The sequence below is a fragment of the Nocardiopsis sp. NPDC006198 genome (assembly GCF_040613895.1).
Taxonomy (GTDB): Bacteria; Actinomycetota; Actinomycetes; order Streptosporangiales; family Streptosporangiaceae; genus Nocardiopsis; species Nocardiopsis tropica.
In genome coordinates this window covers 17,732-34,641 of sequence record NZ_JBEXSY010000025.1, presented here as the reverse complement: position 1 = coordinate 34,641, position 16,910 = coordinate 17,732, and the positions used below count along the sequence as shown (strand labels likewise).

At 71.3% G+C, this 16,910-nt stretch carries 16 protein-coding genes and 1 tRNA gene; 7 read left to right on the top strand and 10 right to left on the bottom strand.

Annotated elements, in window-relative coordinates; translation table 11 throughout:
* Positions 1-27: 27 nt before the first annotated feature.
* The 8 genes from serS to ABZ234_RS18480 form a co-directional block, all read right to left on the bottom strand.
* A complete protein-coding gene (gene serS, locus ABZ234_RS18515; RefSeq protein WP_355012904.1) occupies positions 28-1,296 on the bottom strand; it encodes a serine--tRNA ligase in 1,269 nt (422 codons plus the stop codon).
* Between the two features lie 216 nt (positions 1,297-1,512).
* Positions 1,513-2,460 carry a prephenate dehydratase gene (gene pheA, locus ABZ234_RS18510; protein WP_267947425.1) on the bottom strand — a complete coding sequence of 316 codons (948 nt, stop codon included), beginning with the start codon at positions 2,458-2,460 and terminating at the stop codon, positions 1,513-1,515.
* Between the two features lie 70 nt (positions 2,461-2,530).
* A complete protein-coding gene (locus ABZ234_RS18505) occupies positions 2,531-3,286 on the bottom strand; it encodes a DUF4446 family protein (protein ID WP_355012903.1) in 756 nt (251 codons plus the stop codon).
* A gap of 36 nt (positions 3,287-3,322) precedes the next feature.
* Positions 3,323-4,171, bottom strand: coding sequence for a glycosyltransferase (locus tag ABZ234_RS18500; protein ID WP_355012902.1), 849 nt, complete (start codon positions 4,169-4,171; stop codon positions 3,323-3,325).
* Between the two features lie 10 nt (positions 4,172-4,181).
* On the bottom strand, positions 4,182-4,538 hold the full coding sequence (locus ABZ234_RS18495; protein WP_267947423.1) for an STAS domain-containing protein: 357 nt from the start codon (positions 4,536-4,538) through the stop codon (positions 4,182-4,184).
* Between the two features lie 121 nt (positions 4,539-4,659).
* Entirely contained in the window at positions 4,660-5,277 is a 618-nt protein-coding gene (locus ABZ234_RS18490; RefSeq protein ID WP_344178993.1) for an ATP-binding protein, read from the bottom strand.
* A 123-nt stretch (positions 5,278-5,400) separates the two neighbouring features.
* The gene (locus ABZ234_RS18485; RefSeq protein ID WP_355012901.1) at positions 5,401-7,461 is read right to left on the bottom strand and encodes a PAS domain S-box protein; all 2,061 of its coding nucleotides are present in this window, start codon (positions 7,459-7,461) and stop codon (positions 5,401-5,403) included.
* Between the two features lie 77 nt (positions 7,462-7,538).
* Positions 7,539-7,871, bottom strand: coding sequence for a rhodanese-like domain-containing protein (locus tag ABZ234_RS18480; RefSeq protein ID WP_267947420.1), 333 nt, complete (start codon positions 7,869-7,871; stop codon positions 7,539-7,541).
* A 79-nt stretch (positions 7,872-7,950) separates the two neighbouring features.
* Here ABZ234_RS18480 and ABZ234_RS18475 point away from each other — a divergent pair, with 79 nt between their 5' ends.
* The gene (locus ABZ234_RS18475; RefSeq protein WP_355012900.1) at positions 7,951-8,481 is read left to right on the top strand and encodes an SSI family serine proteinase inhibitor; all 531 of its coding nucleotides are present in this window, start codon (positions 7,951-7,953) and stop codon (positions 8,479-8,481) included.
* 40 nt (positions 8,482-8,521) lie between these two features.
* Here ABZ234_RS18475 and ABZ234_RS18470 read toward each other — a convergent pair whose 3' ends face one another.
* Together ABZ234_RS18470 and ABZ234_RS18465 are read right to left on the bottom strand one after the other, a co-directional pair.
* Positions 8,522-9,136 carry a TenA family protein gene (locus tag ABZ234_RS18470; RefSeq protein ID WP_267947418.1) on the bottom strand — a complete coding sequence of 205 codons (615 nt, stop codon included), beginning with the start codon at positions 9,134-9,136 and terminating at the stop codon, positions 8,522-8,524.
* Positions 9,137-9,356: 220 nt separating this feature from the next.
* A tRNA-Leu gene (locus tag ABZ234_RS18465) sits at positions 9,357-9,439 on the bottom strand.
* A 235-nt stretch (positions 9,440-9,674) separates the two neighbouring features.
* On the opposite strand from ABZ234_RS18465, the gene ABZ234_RS18460 reads away from it, so the two are divergent.
* The 6 genes from ABZ234_RS18460 to ABZ234_RS18435 all read left to right on the top strand — a co-directional run bounded on the left by ABZ234_RS18460 (position 9,675) and on the right by ABZ234_RS18435 (position 16,905).
* The gene (locus tag ABZ234_RS18460) at positions 9,675-10,436 is read left to right on the top strand and encodes a DUF3662 and FHA domain-containing protein (protein ID WP_267950197.1); all 762 of its coding nucleotides are present in this window, start codon (positions 9,675-9,677) and stop codon (positions 10,434-10,436) included.
* A 240-nt stretch (positions 10,437-10,676) separates the two neighbouring features.
* Positions 10,677-11,231: an FHA domain-containing protein gene (locus ABZ234_RS18455; protein WP_276567180.1), complete on the top strand. Its 555-nt coding sequence runs from the start codon at positions 10,677-10,679 to the stop codon at positions 11,229-11,231.
* Positions 11,228-12,580, top strand: coding sequence for a Stp1/IreP family PP2C-type Ser/Thr phosphatase (locus tag ABZ234_RS18450; protein ID WP_355012899.1), 1,353 nt, complete (start codon positions 11,228-11,230; stop codon positions 12,578-12,580). Before ABZ234_RS18455 ends, ABZ234_RS18450 begins: the two co-directional genes overlap by 4 nt.
* A 7-nt stretch (positions 12,581-12,587) precedes the next feature.
* Complete coding sequence (locus ABZ234_RS18445) at positions 12,588-13,997, top strand: FtsW/RodA/SpoVE family cell cycle protein (RefSeq protein WP_344178984.1); 1,410 nt, start codon at positions 12,588-12,590, stop codon at positions 13,995-13,997.
* Positions 13,994-15,451: a penicillin-binding protein 2 gene (locus ABZ234_RS18440; RefSeq protein WP_355012898.1), complete on the top strand. Its 1,458-nt coding sequence runs from the start codon at positions 13,994-13,996 to the stop codon at positions 15,449-15,451. The genes ABZ234_RS18445 and ABZ234_RS18440 overlap by 4 nt, the downstream gene beginning before the upstream one ends.
* Positions 15,451-16,905, top strand: a complete 1,455-nt coding sequence (locus ABZ234_RS18435; RefSeq protein ID WP_355012897.1) for a serine/threonine-protein kinase — start codon at positions 15,451-15,453, stop codon at positions 16,903-16,905. Before ABZ234_RS18440 ends, ABZ234_RS18435 begins: the two co-directional genes overlap by 1 nt.
* The last annotated feature ends 5 nt before the right edge of the window (positions 16,906-16,910 follow it).

Sequence of the window (16,910 nt, the reverse complement as noted above, 5' to 3'; positions counted from 1 at the left end):
GGCGGGGGCTCCTCGCGTGCACGGGCGCTACTTGGCGTTCACCGGCTCCAGGACGTCGAGGCCCAGGAAGGGGCGCAGCGCCTCGGGGACGACCACGGATCCGTCCGCGCGCTGGTGGTTCTCCAGGATGGCGACGATCCACCGTGTGGTGGCCAGCGTCCCGTTCAGGGTGGCGGCGAAGCGGGGCTTGCCGTCCTCCCCCCGGAACCGCACGTTGAGGCGCCGGGTCTGGAAGTCGGTGCAGTTCGAGGTGGAGGTCAGCTCGCGGTAGGTCTCCTGGGTGGGGACCCACGCCTCGCAGTCGAACTTGCGGGCGGCGCTGGTGCCCAGGTCGCCCCCGGCGATGTCCACCACGCGGTAGGGCAGCTCCAGCTTGTCGAGCATCTCCCGCTCCCAGGCGAGGAGCCGCTCGTGCTCCTCGTGCGCCCGGTCCGGGTGGGCGTACACGAACATCTCCACCTTGTTGAACTGGTGGACCCGGATGATGCCCCTGGTGTCCTTGCCGTAGGAGCCGGCCTCGCGGCGGAAGCACGTCGACCAGCCCACGTACCGGTTGGGCAGGTCGTCGGAGGCCAGGATCTCCCCGGCGTGGTACCCGGCCAGCGGCACCTCGGAGGTGCCCACGAGGTACAGGTCGTCCGCGGCCAGCCGGTACACCTCGTCGGCGTGCTCGCCGAGGAAGCCGGTGCCCTCCATGGTCTCGGGCTTGACCAGGACCGGCGGAATCATCGCGGTGAAGCCCGCGGCCACGGCCTGGTTCATCGCCATGTTGAGCAGTGCCAGCTCCAGCTGGGCGCCCACGCCGGTGAGGAAGTAGAAGCGGGATCCCGAGACCTTGGCGCCGCGCTCCATGTCGATGGCGCCGAGCATCTCGCCCAGCTCCAGGTGGTCGCGCGGGGTGAAGTCGAACTCGCGCGGCGTCCCGACGGTCTCCAGGACCCGGAAGTCGTCCACGCCGCCCTCGGGCGCGTCCGCCTCCACGATGTTGGGGACGCGGGCCAGGACGGCGGCCAGCTCCTCGGCGAGGCGGCCTGCCTCGGCCTCGGCCTCCTTGACCTCGGCCGCGAGCGACTTGGCCTTGGTCAGGAGCTCCTCGCGGTCCTCCGCGGAGGCCTTGGAGACGGACTTGCCCACACTCTTCTGCTCGGCGCGCAGCGTCTCGAACCGGGTCAGCGCGGCGCGGCGGCCGGAGTCGAGTTCGAGCAGCCGGTCCGCGACGGAGGGGTCCTCCCCGCGGGCGCGCTGCGAGGCGCGGAGTCGTTCGGGGTCTTCTCGAAGAGCGCGAAGGTCGATCACGTCTTGCAGGTTACCGCCCGGGCTCGGCGGCGGTCACATCGTTTCCCCGGACCGCGCCGCCGACGCACGGCGGCGGCCTCCCCGCCCGCGTGCGGGGGGACCTCGTTCTTCGGCATCCTGGTGGGGAACATCGCCCGGCCTCCCCGCCAGCGTGCGGGGGGACCGCTGTGGAGGAGGCCGTCGCGGGGCCGCCGGCCGGGACGGCCGGCGCGGTCGTCAGTCGACGTGTCCGGCACGGATGCGCGCCAGCCACTGCTCCGCCTCCGCGAACTCCGCGTCGGTGGCCGGACGGGGCCGGAGCGGGGGGTCGGTCTCGACGGCCTCGCCGCCCCGCGGGTAGCTGCCGAGGAAGCGCACGTCCCGGCAGACCCTCCGGATGCCCATGAGGGCCTCGCCGACGCGGGCCTCGGCCACGTGGCCCTCCGCGTCGATGCAGAAGCAGTAGCTGCCGAGCTTGTCCCCGGTGGGGCGCGACTCCAGCCGGGTGAGGTTGACCCCGCGGACGGAGAACTGGCTGAGCACCTCGATCAGGGCGCCGGGGTGGTCGTCGGAGATGAAGGCGACCAGCGAGGTCCGGTCGGCCCCGGTGGGCGCGGAGACCGCGCCGGGCCTGGACAGGTAGATGAACCGGGTGGCGGCCCCGCCCCGGTCGCCGATCCCGACGGCGAGCGCGTGCAGCCCGTACCGCTCGCCCGCGATCACCGCGCAGATCGCCGCGTCGTAGGGCGCGCCGGGTTCGGAGACCGTGCGGGCGGCGGCGGCGGTGGAGGAGACCGTGTGCGTTTCCGCGTCGGGCAGCCGCCGGGCGAGCCAGCCTCGGCACTGGGCGAGGGCGTGGGGGTGGGTGGCCACCCGCTTGACGTCCTCCAGGACGGTGCCGGGCCGGGCGAACAGCGCGAACTCGACCGGGATCGCCGTCTCACCGGTGATGAGGAGCGGCTCCCCGTTGACGAGCTCGGCGATGGTGGCGGTGACGCCGCCCTCCACCGAGTTCTCCAGCGGGACGACGCCGCCGTCCACCGTGCCGGTCCGGACGGCGTCGAAGACCGCGGCGACGCCGTCGCACGGAACGCGCGCCCCGTCGGGCGCCTCGGGGCGCAGCGCGCGCAGCGCGGCCTCGGTGAAGGTGCCCTCGGGGCCGAGGTAGGCGTAGCGGTTGGGCATGGTGCCAGGCTATACGGACCGGTGGACGGCGCGTGGCCCCTGGGGACACGCACGTCGGCCGGGCGGCGGGTCACCCGCGGGCGGAGGTGCTCCCGTCCACCTTCTCCTTCAGGGAGCCCGCGCCCCCGGACGTGCGGCCGGCGCGCGCCGCGACCTCCGGGACGCCGTCCTCCGCGTCCCCGACCGAGGCGCGGATCCCGGCTCCGTCCTCCTGTCCGGAGCCCTCCCCGTCCCCGGAGCGGTCGTCCGCGTCGCAGCCCTCCGCGTCGTCCATGTGGTCCGTGTCGTCCATGTCCTCCACGGATGACAGCACCGTGACCAGGGAGTCCGCCGCGGGCTCCGCGCCGCTGCCGTCGGAGCCGGCCACCGCGGCCCCGGCAGCCGCGGTCCCGACCGGGTCCACCGGGGCCGAGGGCGCGGGCACGAGGGCGCCGACGCCGTTGCCCAGCCGGGCCGACCGGACCACGCGGTCCTCCTCCGGGCTGAGCAGGACGCGGCCCTCGCCGCGCACGACGGCCTTGGCGTAGGTGCGCGCCTCGGTGCGGCCGTTGATGGAGGTGAGGACGACCCCGTCGCCCTGGCCGTTGAGCAGTGCGAGGGAGAAGGAGCGGGCGCCCGACATCTCCTCCAGGGCGTCGTAGTGCAGTACGGCCACGTCACGGACGGCGAACGGGTCGACGCCCGAGGCGCCCACCGCGGCCGTGCGGGTGGCCAGGACCTGGGTTTCGTCGCCGAGCGCGCGGGCCCTGTTCAGGGCGTATCCGCCGAGGGCGAGTCCGCCCAGGCCGGCGATCAGACCCAGCGAGGCAATGAGCGTAGTGAACACAGCGCGAGCGTATCGCTACGCAAAGCACCTATGGTGTCACTCCTGGCTATTTCCCCGATCCCTGTGCCCGAATTTTCGCGACATTTGCCGTCGCGTGAACGTCGTGCGCCCCAGGGCCCTGTCCCATCCGCGCCGGACCGCGGGCCGGAACCCCCTGGCCATCAGGGCCCTCGCCACGTCCGTGAACTGGTGCGCGCGGTGCATCTGCGCCCTGAGGTCGGTGCCGGTGGCCCGGTGCTCCAGCGGCACCTCCACCTCCTCCACGCGGAACCCCGCCCGGAGCACGTCGATGGTGAGGCCGGTCTCCACCCCGAAACCGGGCGCCAGCGGCCTGGCCGCCTCGAAGGCCGCGCGCGTCAGGCAGCGCTGGCCGTTGAGCGGCTGCTCCGGCTCCCAGCCCGTGGCCCGGCTGACCCCGCCCCGGGCGAGGCGCACCACGAAACCGTGGCCGCCCAGGCGCATGCGGGTGGCGGGGAAGAGCGCGATGGTCATGTCGGCCTTCCCCGTGCCGACCGGTTCGATCAGCGGGGCGGCCCCCGAGGCCGTGCCCTCCAGGTCGGCGTCGAGGAACAGCAGGTGCCGGGGCGGGCGGCGCGTACCGGCTTCCGCCTCGTCCTCCTCGATGAGCCGGACGCCCTCGGCGCCCGTCTCCATCGCCGCTCCCTTGCCCCGGTTGCGGCTGTGCCTGAACACGCGCGCTCCGGCCCGGAGCGCGACGTCCGACGTCGTGTCCGCGGAACCGTCGTCGACCACGACGACCAGGTCGACACCGGGCAGGTCGCGGGCGGCGCGCACGGTGCAGCCGACCCGTTCGGCCTCGTCCTTGGCGGCGATCACCACGGCGACCCCGGTCTCCTCCGGGCCGCCGGCCTCCCCCTCGCGCACCTCGCCCCGTCTACTGGGCCTTGCCGGTCCCCGCGGCCACCGGCAACGCGTCGAGATCGGCGTGGATGACGAACACCTCGACCAGTCCGGTGACCTCCAGGACCTTCATGACGGCCGGTTTGGGCGCCACGAGCTCCAGTTCACCGCCCTTGTCACGAGCGCGCTTCATGGCGGAGAGCAGCACGCTGATGCCCGTCGAGTCGCAGAACTCCGTCCGCGACATGTCGATGACCAGCCGCCGCGCCCCGTCCTCCAGGGCTCCGACGAGCTCGCTGCGCAGCTGGGGCGCCGTGTACAGGTCGATCTCACCGCCCACGGTTACCACCGCGACGTCTTCTTGAGATCGGCTTGATATCTTCAACTCCACGGACGTGACTGTAGCGCCCCGTCCACCCCCGGGCCACTTCGGTGACGGTGTGTTGACGGTGTTTCGCTACATCGGTCACGTTCCTCCGGGTGCCGACGCCGGAGTCCCCTCGCGGGGTGCCTCAGAGCAGCGCGCTCCGGGCCCGCTGGTCGTCACGGAGGTGGAGGCGCAGCTCGACGACGTCGGCGGCCCTCCGGTCCACGAGCTGGTCGACGACACCGCAGCCGCGGTCCGTGTCCGTCCCCCGCTCTGCGCGGCCGACGTCGTCCGCGGAGAGCTCCAGGACCGCCCACACCGTGGTGGTCGTCGCGTCCATCTCGGTGCCCCAGCGGCCCGACAGGGTCTGGACGATGCCCAGGCCCCGGCCGCCCAGCCCGGACACGGAGGGCATCGCCACCCGGGGCATCGTGCTGGACCCGCCGTCGCGCACCGAGATCTCCACCCAGCCCCCGGGGCGCGGACCGCGGTCCACCTCGACCCTCCAGGACACGCCGACGGAGTTCTCGGGGTTGCCCGGTGTGGGCAGGGGGCTGGCGTGGCGGAGGGCGTTGCTGACGAGTTCGCTCAGAACGAGGGCGGCGTCGTCGACGCGGTCCTCACCGAGTTCCATCGCGTGCAGGTCCCCGCACAGCCGCTGCCGGGCTCCCGCCACGCTCGCGGGGTCGTAGGGGAGTACGACGCTCCGCTCGACCTTCTGCGGGCGGTCCCCGGAATCACCTGGGGTGCTGTCACCTGACACGTTCTGTCCCTGCGCGTTCGTGCTCTCTCGGGCGGACCGGAACCCGCCCGAAGTGTGGCAGCGAATTCCACCAGGGGTGGAAATGCCCCGATCACCTCGGAAGGAAACCCACGTCGAGATGAATCACGGGGTGGGGCTGGCGCTCCGGCGCACGGATCGCTGTCGTGACAGGGATTCGGGGGTTGAAGAGGTTTTTGTAGTTTTTTGGGACGCAGGTGGCTGGTGGGAGATGTCTGTCACTCGCGCCCCACCAGTGACGCCCGTGCGCACCGCGGCCGCCACAGGGGACTCCTCCGCCCCGGCGTCCTCTCCCTTCTCGGGATCCGGCGCCTCGCCACGGTGCAGCGGCACCGTGAAGCGCATCCTGGTCCCCCGCTCCAACCGCTGGGCGGTCACGTCCCCGCCCTGGTCGCGGGCCAGCTGCCGCACGATGTACAGACCCAGCCCCAGCCCGCCGAAACCGGTCTCCCCGTCCCCGCGCGCCCCCGCCTGCACGAAGCGGTCGAAGATCCGCTCCTCGTCCCCCGGGCGCAGCCCCACGCCCTCGTCGTCCACGGTGACCGCGACGGCCTCCTCCTCCGCCCTGGCGGTCACGTGCACGTGGCCGCCCTCCGGCGAGAACTTGAGGGCGTTGTCCAGCAGCTGGTCCATGATCATGCCCGTGGCCAGGGAGTCCCCCGCCGTCGCGGGGAGCTCGTCGGGCCCGTCCAGGGAGACCTCGTGCCGGTCCGAGAGCGGCCGGAACGCGCTGACCGCCTGCCTCAGCACGTCGAGCAGGTCGAACCTGTCCCGGCTGACCCGGATCTCCCCGCGCGAGACGTCCGATCCCAGCTGGAGCCGGTCCACGAGGGTCACCAGTGCCGAGGACCGGTCCGCGATGGTGCCGACCGCCTCGTACTGGGAGTCCGGGGTGAGCCGCGCCCACTTGCGCATGAGGGTGGTCGCGTAGCCGTGGATCACCGTGATGGGGGTCCGCAGCTCGTGGCCGCTGGTGGCCAGGAAGTCCTCGCGCTCCTCCTCCATGGCCTTCTGCGCGGTGATGTCGCGGAAGTCCACCACCCACTCGTGGGTGCGGGGGATCCTCGCCATGAGGATCTCCAGCCAGCGGCCGTCCTTGAGCTTGTGCTTGACGGGCTGGCCGTGGCACGCGGGCAGGGGGAAGGGCGGGTGCCGGCCCTCGACCGCCTCCAACGGGTAGCCGGTCAGCTCCACCGCCGAGCGGTTCCACTTGCGCACCCGGCCGCCGAAGTCCAGCACGGCGATCCCGTCGGCGCTGGAGTCGGCCACGGCCTGTTCGTGGACGCGCTGGAGGTTGAGCTCCTCGTAGGCCAGGGCGTTGCCGATCGCCACCCCGGCGTGCGCGGCGAGGAGTTCGAGCAGTTCCAGCTCGATGTGTCCCACCTTGCGCTGGCTGTAGAGCGCGTAGAGGGCGCCGTACGGGCGGCCGTGCACGTTGGTCACGCACAGGGCGATGGTGTGGAGGCCGGGGAGGTCGGCCCAGACCAGGTCCTGGAGGCCGCGGGTGTCCTCGTTGGCCAGCAGGACGGACTTGCCGCTGCGCAGCAGCTCCCCGAACAGGCTGTCCTCCAGCGGGGCGGTGAACCCCTGGAGCTCGTCGGACAGGGCCGAGATGCTCACCAGCTCCACGCGGTCCTCGTCGAGGAGGACGAACCCTCCCGCGTCCGCGCCGGTCAGCTCGGTGATGCCCCGGGAGATCCGGTCGAGCACCGACTTGAGGCTGAGGTCCGCGTTGATGTCCACGACCACGTCGGTGAGCCGGCGCACCAGCCTGGCCCGCTCCATGGCCGAGCGCTGCGCCTGCACGTCGTTGTCGGAGGGGTGGAGGTTGAGCACCCAGCCGAGGAACCGGCCGTCGGCCCCGGCCACCCGGTTGGCGCCGATCCGGACGTCGAGGACCGTGCCGTCCCTGCGCACCCGGCGCGTGTACACCGCCAGCGGGTTCCCGGCGCGCACCTGTTCGAGCACCGCGCCGTGCTCGCCCTTCAGCTCGGCGGGGACGATCGGCAGCTCGCCGCCGAGCACCTCGTCCGCGCTCCAGCCGAACATGCGCTCGGCGGCCGGATTCCACACGGTGACCCGGAGCTCGCTGTCGAGACCGACCACCGCGTCCGCTGACGAGGCCAGCACGGCTTCGGCGCTGAGGGGCGCGCGCTCGGAACTCACGACGTCATAGTGCCACCCGAAAGCCGCCGAGTGGCAGGGCTTTGCACAATCCGATCAAATTCCGCCCCGAAGGAGACTCACAGGACCCTCGGCTCCTCGCCGGAGCCCGCCTCCATGGCGCGCCCGGCGTGCTCCCAGGCCCGCATCCCGCCGGACACGTTGACCGAGTCCCAGCCGGCCTGGTTCAGCGCCGCAACGGCCTGGGCGGAGCGGCCGCCGACACGGCAGACCACGTAGACCCTCCTGTCCTGCGGGACCTCGGAGGCCCGCTGCCCCAGCTCCCCGAGCGGGATGTGGACGGCCCCGGGCGCGCGGCCCGCGTTCCACTCGTCGTCCTCGCGGACGTCGAGCAGGTAGGCGCCCTCGGGCACCTCGGTGGCGCCGGTCTCCGGAACACCGTTCCCGAACATTGTGACCCCCTGTGTCGTGATGATGCGAAAAATGTGAGGAACCGGGGAACCCGGCACGGGCGCGCCACGTCGAAGCGGTATGTCACTGCACACCCTCGCGACGGCTCTGCCGACCCGCCTCGCCGCTCTCGCAGCCCTCGGCCTGCTTATCACGGCCTGCGGCAACGATCCCGCAGAGGTGAACGCTCCGGCACCCGAGTCCGACCAGACCACCGAACCCTCCTCCCCCGGCGACGGGGAGGAACAGGGAGACGACGGCGCGACCGGCGGCGACGCCGAGGTCGAGCTGACGATCGAGCGCTCCCTGAACGACGAGGAGTCGCTGTCGCCCGAGTCCGGCTACGAGGAGGGGACCTGGACCCTCACCTGTGCGCCGGTCGGCGGCGACCACCCCGACCCCGAGGCGGCGTGCGCCCGGATCGACGAGGTCGGCGCGGAGCCGTTCGTCCTCGACACCAGCGACATGATGTGCACGATGATCATGGGCGGCCCCGAGGTCGTCCGCGTCACCGGGCACGTCGAGGACACCGAGGTCGACACCGAGTTCAACAAGGTCGGCGGCTGCGAGGTCGACCGTTTCGAGTCCGTGGACACGGTCCTCAACCCCTGACCGGGGCGCCGGCGCGCGGGGCCCCGGCTCCCGCGCGCCGTCAGGGTGTCCACGGGGTGGCCCAGAAGGCGACCTCGTGGCGCATGCCCTCCAGGAAGAAGCGCTCCGCGCGCTCCGGGTCGGGGCGGGCCTCCTCCAGCATGCGCCCGTACCGCTCCGTCAGCCGCGTGAAGCCGGGATCGGCGTAGGTGTCGACCCACCGCCGGTAGCGCGGCTCCTCCGGGCGGTTCCCGGCGAGCGCCAGCCCCAGCTGGTTGTAGCCCCACATGCAGGGGTAGACGGCGGCGAGGCCGTCCCGGTAGTCGGCGGCGGCGTCGAGGAGCCACGACGTGTACGCGGCGCAGGCCGGGCCCTTGTCCTTCACGGTCAGGTCCGCGCCGAACTCCCCGGAGAGGGAGCGGTGCAGCTCCAGCTCCTCGTTGAGGGTGCTGTGCGCGATGCCGACCAGGTCGGCGAGGTGGCCGTCGGGCGCCTGCCAGGCCAGGCGGGAGAAGGCGCGCGCGTAGTCGAGCAGGTAGAGGTGGTCCTGCTCCAGCCAGTAGCGGAAGGCGCGGTCGTCGAGGTCCCCCCGGGAGATGCCCGCGACGGTCGGGTGCGCCAGCTGCTCGGCGACCAGCGGTCGCCCGATCTCGTGAAGTCGTTCGGTGATTCCCACGCCCGAAGTGTCCCATCCGGGCGTATCCGTCCGTGCGGCGGCCGTCCCCGGCGTCCCCGGCGCCACACCGTCCGATCGGACTCCCGGTGACGATCGGTTCACGATCTCCCCGCCCGGGACCGCGGCCCCGGCGGAGCTGCGCCGGGGACGGAAGGCACGCCGACGGCGAAGCGGCCCTGGTCACCAGGTCTACTGGTGGCCAGGGCCGCTTCGGATAAAGTGGGCGAGGAGGGATTTGAACCCTCACATCCTTTCGGACACACGGACCTGAACCGTGCGCGTCTACCGTTCCGCCACCCGCCCGGATGACTCGCATTCAGTTGTGTGGCCAGGTGATCCGGGCTTTTCGTCCGTTTCCCCTGGCGACATGGATAAGGCTAGCACGGTCTGAACGTGGGTCGCACACCGATTTCGGCCCCTCCTCCAGGGCCTTCCCGGACCCCCTCCCGGGGGTGCGCCTGAAACCAGGGACACCCGGGCCCGGTTACGATCGTCTACACATACGAAGTGGAGTACAAAAGGGAGGTACCTCGTGGGAGTGCTCCAACGCTTCGAGCGCAGGCTTGAGGGCATGATCGAAGGCACCTTCGCGATGGCCTTCAAGTCCGAGCTCCAGCCGGTCGAGGTGGCGAGCGCCGTCCAGCGTGAGATGGACGAGCGGGCAGCCATCGTCGCCCAGGGCCGCACCCTGGTCCCGAACGACTTCATCGTCGAGCTCGCGGCCAGCGACAAGGAACGGCTCGAAGTCTACGCCGACAGCCTCGGCCAGGAACTGTCCAAGCTCGCCCGTGACTACGCGACGGAGCAGGGCTACTCCTTCGTCGGTCCGGTCCGGGTCCACTTCAGGTCCGACGAGGGCCTCAAGACCGGCCGCTTCCGCATCCGCTCCGGCGTCGTGCGCGGCACCATGGTCGGTCCGGAGGGAGAGGTCCGACAGCCCGTCGGCGACCCCGGCCAGCCCGCCGGCCAGCAGCAGAGCGGGCGTCCGCGCCTGCTGATCTCCCCGGGCGGCGCCACCGCGGAGGGCAGCATCGCCAGCCACGGCATGCAGCAGTCCTTCGAGCTGACGACCCCGGTGACCCTTCTGGGCCGCGGCACCGACTGCGACCTCCGACTGGTCGACAACGGTGTCTCCCGTCACCACGTCGAGATCCGCCTGGACGGGGACGAGGCCGTCCTCGTGGACAAGGGGTCCACGAACGGGACCTTCGTCAACGGCCAGCAGGTCAGGCAGGCCCGTCTGGTGGACGGCAGCAGGATCAGCCTCGGCCGCACCACCATGACGTTCCGACGCGACTGAGAACCCCGCCACAATCGACCGATCAGGCCCGGCGCGAACCGCAACCAACACCGTTCCGTCGGCGTCTGACAGGTCGTACCCGGGGCGGGTCGAATACGGACCTGCTGTCGGATATCCGGTCGGGAAGGTAGTCTCCGCGAAGACCTGACCGATCGGGCACACGGACCGCGGCCGCAGGCCGCGACCAGCGACCTCGACACTCACCGACCCGAAGGTGGGGAAGACACGGTGGCGGCGCCGATGACCGCTACCCCGGCCGAAGCACGACAGGGGCTGAAGAGCAGTTCGATGTCCAACTTGACCCTCATATTGATCAAGATCGCGTATCTCGCGGTGCTTTGGCTGTTCGTCCTCACGGCGGTCGGCGTCATTCGCACGGACCTCTTCGGCCCGTCCAAGAAGAAACCGCGGAAGAAGCCCCGGCCCGGCCCGCGCCCCGCCCAGCGCAGGGAGGCGCCCGCCCCCTCCCACTCCCAGGCCCGGCCGCAGCGCAAGCGCCGCAACGAGCCGACCGTGCTGGCCGTGACCCAGGGGTCCCTCTCCGGCACCACCGTCGACCTGGGGTCCCAACCCATCACCATCGGACGCGCCCCCGACTCGACGCTCGTCATCACCGACGACTACGCCTCGGGCCGGCACGCGCGCGTCTACTCCGAGAACGGCCGCTGGTTCGTCGAAGACCTCAACTCGACCAACGGCACCTACCTCGGCCAGCAGAAGCTGAACCGCCCCCAGCCCATCACGGTGGGTCAGCCCATCCGTATCGGCAAAACCGTCCTGGAACTGCGCAAATGACAATCGCTCTCCGATACGCGGCGTACTCCGATGTTGGATGCCTCCGCGAAGGCAACGAAGACTCCGGCTACGCCGGCCAGCACCTCCTCGCTGTGGCCGACGGCATGGGCGGTTACGCGGGCGGTGAGGTGGCCAGCTCCATCGCGATCTCCTCGATCCGCCGCCTCGACTCCGAGACCCACACGTCGGACGAGATGCCCGAGGTCCTCCAGCGCGCCGTCGAGCAGGCGAACGCCTCCCTCTCCCGCCGGATCATGGAGGAGCCGCAGCTGGAGAACATGGGCACCACCCTGACGGCCATGCTGTGGTCCGGCTCCCGCGTCGCGCTCATCCACATCGGCGACTCGCGCGCCTACCTGCTGCGCGGCCCCCGCTTCGAGCAGATCACCCACGACCACACCCTGGTGCAGACCCTGGTGGACGAGGGCAAGATCACCGAGGAGGAGGTCGCCACGCACCCGCAGCGGTCCCTCATCCTGCGCGCCCTGGACGGCAAGAGCCCGGTCGACCCCGACATCTCCATCAACGACGCCAAGGTCGGCGACCGCTACATGCTCTGCTCCGACGGGCTCTCCGGGGTGGTCAGCAAGAAGACCATCCACGAGACCCTCGCGACCGAGTCCGACCCGCGCGGGGCGTCCAAGAAGCTCATCGAGCTGGCCATCCGCGGGGGCGGCCCGGACAACATCACCGTGGTCGTCGCCGACGTCATCGAGACCGACACCGACCGCGAGGGCCCCACGCCCGCCGCCCAGGTCGTCGGCGCCGCCGACCAGCAGCCCGACGCCGCGGAGCAGGGCAACGACTCGCCCGCGAGACGGGCGCAGGAACTGCGCGGCACAGGCGGGGACACCGCCGAGATGGACCCCGTGCGGGACGACGCCCCGGGCGAGCCCGCCTTCCAGGAGCAGTACGGCGGCTACGACGACTACGAGGCCCCGCCGGCCGACCGGCGGGGCCGCTCCGAGCCCGACGCCGAGTACCGCACCAGGCGCTGGTGGCCGATGGTGCTGGTGTTCGTGGTCGTGGTCGCGGTCGTCGCCGGGGCCACCTACTACTTCGGCCGCCAGTACGTGGACAGCCAGTACTACGTCGGCCCGTCCTCCAACGGCAACGTCGCGATCTACCAGGGCATCAACACCGACATCGCCGGCTTCAGCCTGTCGGACGAGCTGGAGGACACCGAGATCGCCCTCGACTCCCTGGCGGACGCGGACCGCGACGCCGTGGAGAACACGATCCCCGCTGAGAGCCTCGAGGCCGCGCGGGAGAGCGTCGAGAGGCTGAACCAGGGCTCGGGCCCCGCCGGCGGCGACCGGGGGACCGGCTCCGAGGAAGGGACCGGGTGAGTCCGGCTTGAGCAGCACGTCAGCACCGGAGGCGCCGACCGCGCTGCCCCCGGTCAAACGGCGCAACGCCGAACTGGTCCTCACCGTCATCGCGATCCTCATCACGATGGCGGGCATCGCGATCGCCGGACTCAACCTCAACGGCCAGGTCCCCTCCGCGATGTGGACCGTGGGCCTGACCTTCGGCGCCCTCTCCGCCGTCGCCCACGTGGCGATGCGCTTCCTCGCCCCCTACGCGGACCCGCTGATCATGCCGTGCGCCCTGTTCCTGAACGGGATCGGCGTGGCGATGATCTGGCGCCTGAACGCCTCCCACGAGGAGAACATCGAGGGCGCCGGCGTCGGCATGCAGCTTGTCTGGACCGCGGTCGGCCTGATCTGCTGCTTCCTGATCATCGTCTTCCTGAAGGACCCCCGGATCCTTCAGCGCTACACCTACATCAGCGCCCTGGTCGCGATCGTGCTCCTGATGCTCCCGATCATCCCGGGCCTGGGCCACGCCGTCTACGGCGCCCAGCTGTGGATCAAGATCGGCCCGTTCACCATGCAGCCGTCGGAGTTCGCCAAGATCGCCCTGGTGATCTTCCTGGCGTCCTACCTGATGAGCAAGCGCCAGGTGCTGCAGATCGTCGGCAAGCCGATCAAGGTCGGCCGCTTCACCCTCATCGAGCTGCCCCGCGCCCGCGACCTGGCCCCGATCCTGGTCGGCTGGCTGCTGGCGATCGGCATGCTGGTGGTCCTGCGCGACCTGGGCACCTCCCTGCTGCTCTTCGGCACGTTCCTGGCGATGCTGTACGTGGCCACGCAGCGCTCCTCGTGGGTGACCATCGGCCTGGTCATGTTCGCCGGCGGCGCGACGCTCGCCTACTTCCTCTTCTGGCACGTCCGGGCCCGCGTCAACATCTGGATCAACACGTTCGACCAGGAGGTCTACGAGGCGGTCGGCGGCAGCCAGCAGCTCGTGGAGGGCCTGGTCGGCATGGCCTACGGCGGGCTCTTCGGCACGGGCATCGGCGGCGGCCAGGCCCACAACACCTTCGCCGCGGACAGCGACTTCATCCTCGCGTCCATCGGGGAGGAGCTCGGTCTGACCGGCCTGCTCGCCGTGCTCATGGTCCTCGGCCTCCTGGTGGAGCGCGGCATGCGCATCGCGCTCGCGGCGACCGGACCGTTCAACAAGCTTCTGACGAGCGGCATCGCGTTCGTCCTCGCATACCAGGTGTTCATCGTGCTCGGCGGCATCTCCCGCGTCATCCCGCTCACCGGTTCCACCACGCCGTTCATGGCCGCCGGCGGTTCGGCGCTGATGGCGAGCTGGATCATGATGGGCATCCTGCTCCGCATCAGTGACAACGCGCGCCGCCCGGCACCGCAGTCGATCCAGGACGAGGGAGCGACCCAGGTGATCCGACGATGAACACACCCATCCGCAGGCTGAGCGTCTTCGCCCTGATCCTCATCGGGATCCTGATGCTCAACATCACCTGGATCCAGGGCTTCCAGGCGGACTCCATCCGCGCCGACCCGCTCAACCGGCGCACGTACAGCGAGCGCCTCAGCGAACCGCGCGGTCCCATCCAGGTCGCGGGGGAGAACGTCGCCTTCTCGGAGAACGTCTCCCCGGAGGGCGAGCCCGCCCGCTACCAGCGCGAGTACACCGGCGGCGGCCTGTACACGCCGATCGTCGGCTCCTTCCGCACGTACGGAGCCTCCGGTGTCGAGGACACCGAGAACACCCTGCTCGACGGGTCCGACGACCGCCTGGCCGTGCGCAACTTCCGCGACATCATCACCGGCCGCGAGCCCGAGGGGGCGCAGGTCCAGCTGACCCTCGACCCCGAGGTGCAGGAGGCCGGCTACGAGGCCTTCGCGGGCCTGGGCGGCAAGAACGGCGCGGCCGTCGCGATCGACCCCAACACCGGGGCGGTCCTGGGCGCGGTGTCCTACCCGTCCTACGACGCCAACGAGGTCGTCAGCATCACCGACCTCGAGGACGCCACCAACAACTACGTGGCGCTGGAGAACGACCCGGCCAAGCCGCTGCTCAACCGGGCCCTCAACGAGCGCTACCCCCCGGGGTCGACGTTCAAGGTGGTGACCGCCGCGGCGGCCATCGAGACCCTCGACGCGGGCCCGGACAGCACCATGGACGCGCCCGACCGGCTGTCGCTGGGGCACGACCTGCCCAACGCCACCCCCGGCGGGACCTGCAACGGCGGCCAGCCCGACACCCTGGCCCACTCCATCCAGATCTCGTGCAACACCTCGATGGCCAACTGGGCGATCGAGATGGGTGGCACCGCCCTCTCGGAGCAGGCCACCAAGTTCGGGTTCAACCCGCCGGAGGGGGAGGAGCTCGAGATCCCCCTCGGCGTGACCCCGAGCTTCGCGCCCCCGGAGGAGGACCGCAACATCCTCGGCCGCGCCGGCATCGGCCAGTCCAACGTCGAGGCGACCCCGCTCCAGATGGCGATGGTGGCCGCGGGTGTGGCCAACGACGGCGAGGTCATGCGACCCTACGTGGTGGACTCGGTACGCGACTCGGACCTGTCCGTGATCACGCAGACCAGTCCGGAGAGCTACTCCCAGGCCGTCAGCGCCAGTACCGCCCAGGACCTGACCGAGATGATGGTCCTGGTCACGGGCGAGGGCGGTTCGGGTACCAACGCGGCGATCCCCAACGTCCAGGTGGCCGGCAAGACCGGCACCGCCGAGACGGGCACGGAGAGCACACACAACTGGTTCATCGGTTTCGCCCCCGCCGACGACCCGCAGGTCGCCGTCGCGGTCGTCGTCGAGTTCGGCGGCGGCAGCGGAAACGAGCTCGCCGCTCCGATCGCCCGTCAGATGATGGAGGCAGTGGTTCAGTAGTGAGTGCCTACGAGCCGTCTTCCCGGAACGGTCCCGGTGATCTCACCGGGACCGTTCTGAGCGACCGTTACCGCCTGGAGGAACAGGTGGGTTCGGGAGGCATGGGTACGGTCTGGAAGGCCACCGACACCCTGCTCAACCGGCCCGTCGCCGTGAAACTCCTCCACCCCTCGCAGATGGCCGAGCCCACCGCGCGGGAGCGGTTCCGCACCGAGGGCCGGATCACCGCCGGCCTCTCGCACCCCGGGATCGCGCAGGTCTTCGACTACGGCGAGGAGGACGGCCGCGCCTTCCTGATCATGGAGCTGGTGGTCGGCAACCCCCTCTCCCAGGTCCTGCGCGAACAGGGCCACCTCAGCCCGGACCAGACCCTCGACTTCGTCTGCCAGGCGGCCAAGGCGCTCGCGGCGGCGCACGCACGCGGTGTGGTGCACCGCGACATCAAGCCGGGCAACCTGCTGGTCACCCCGGACGGGCAGCTCAAGCTGACCGACTTCGGCATCGCCCGCGGCGACATGTCGGTGACCCTCACCCAGACCGGCATGGTCATGGGAACCGCCCAGTACATCTCGCCCGAGCAGGCGTCGGGCCGCCCGGCGACCTCCTCGTCGGACCTGTACGCGCTCGGCGTGGTGGCCTACGAGTGCCTGGCCGGGACCCCGCCGTTCACCGGCGACAGCCCGGTCGCGCTGGCGCTCGCCCACACCCGCGACGAACCGCCGGAACTACCCGACGACATCCCGGCCGACATCGACGACCTGGTGACCTCCCTGCTCCTCAAGGAGCCCGAGGAGCGGCCGGCCTCGGCGAGCGAGGTCGCCCACCTGGCCGCGGTCATCCGCTCCAACGCGGGCACCGGGCCGCCGACCCCCTCCGCGGGGTTCAACGGCATGGCCCAGACCATGGTGGTGGGCGCGGTCCCCGACCCCGGGACGGGGCCGGTGTCCCGGCGAACCGCCGGTCAGGCGGCTGTGACCCCGGTGGGGGAAGAGGACTCCGCTAGGCTTGCAGGGTCCTCCGAACGCCGGATCAGCGCCTCCGTGGTGCTCGCCGCGGTCGCGGCGACGGTCCTGATCGTCGCCGCGGTGGTGGCCGGCTTCCTCTACGGGGGCAACCGCGAGGTGGACCCCATGCGTGACGCGGTGGAGCCGCCGGCCACGAGTCCTTCGCCGTCCTCCTCACCTTCGGAGGAGCCGGAGGAGTCCGCCCCGGTGGACGTCCCCGTCGTGCCGGACAACCAGCCGGACTGGTCGCCGGAGACCGAGTCGTCCCCGACGGCGGAGTCACCCCTCCCGGAGGAGGACGAAGAGGAGAGCAGTCCTCCCGAGGACGGCGAGGACGACGGGTCGGAGGAGGAGACACCGGGCGAGGAGGAACCCCCGCCCCCGGACCCGGGTGGCGAGGACAACGGCGGAGGACCTCCCCCCGACAGCATCTCGATACCGAGGCAATGAGCGAG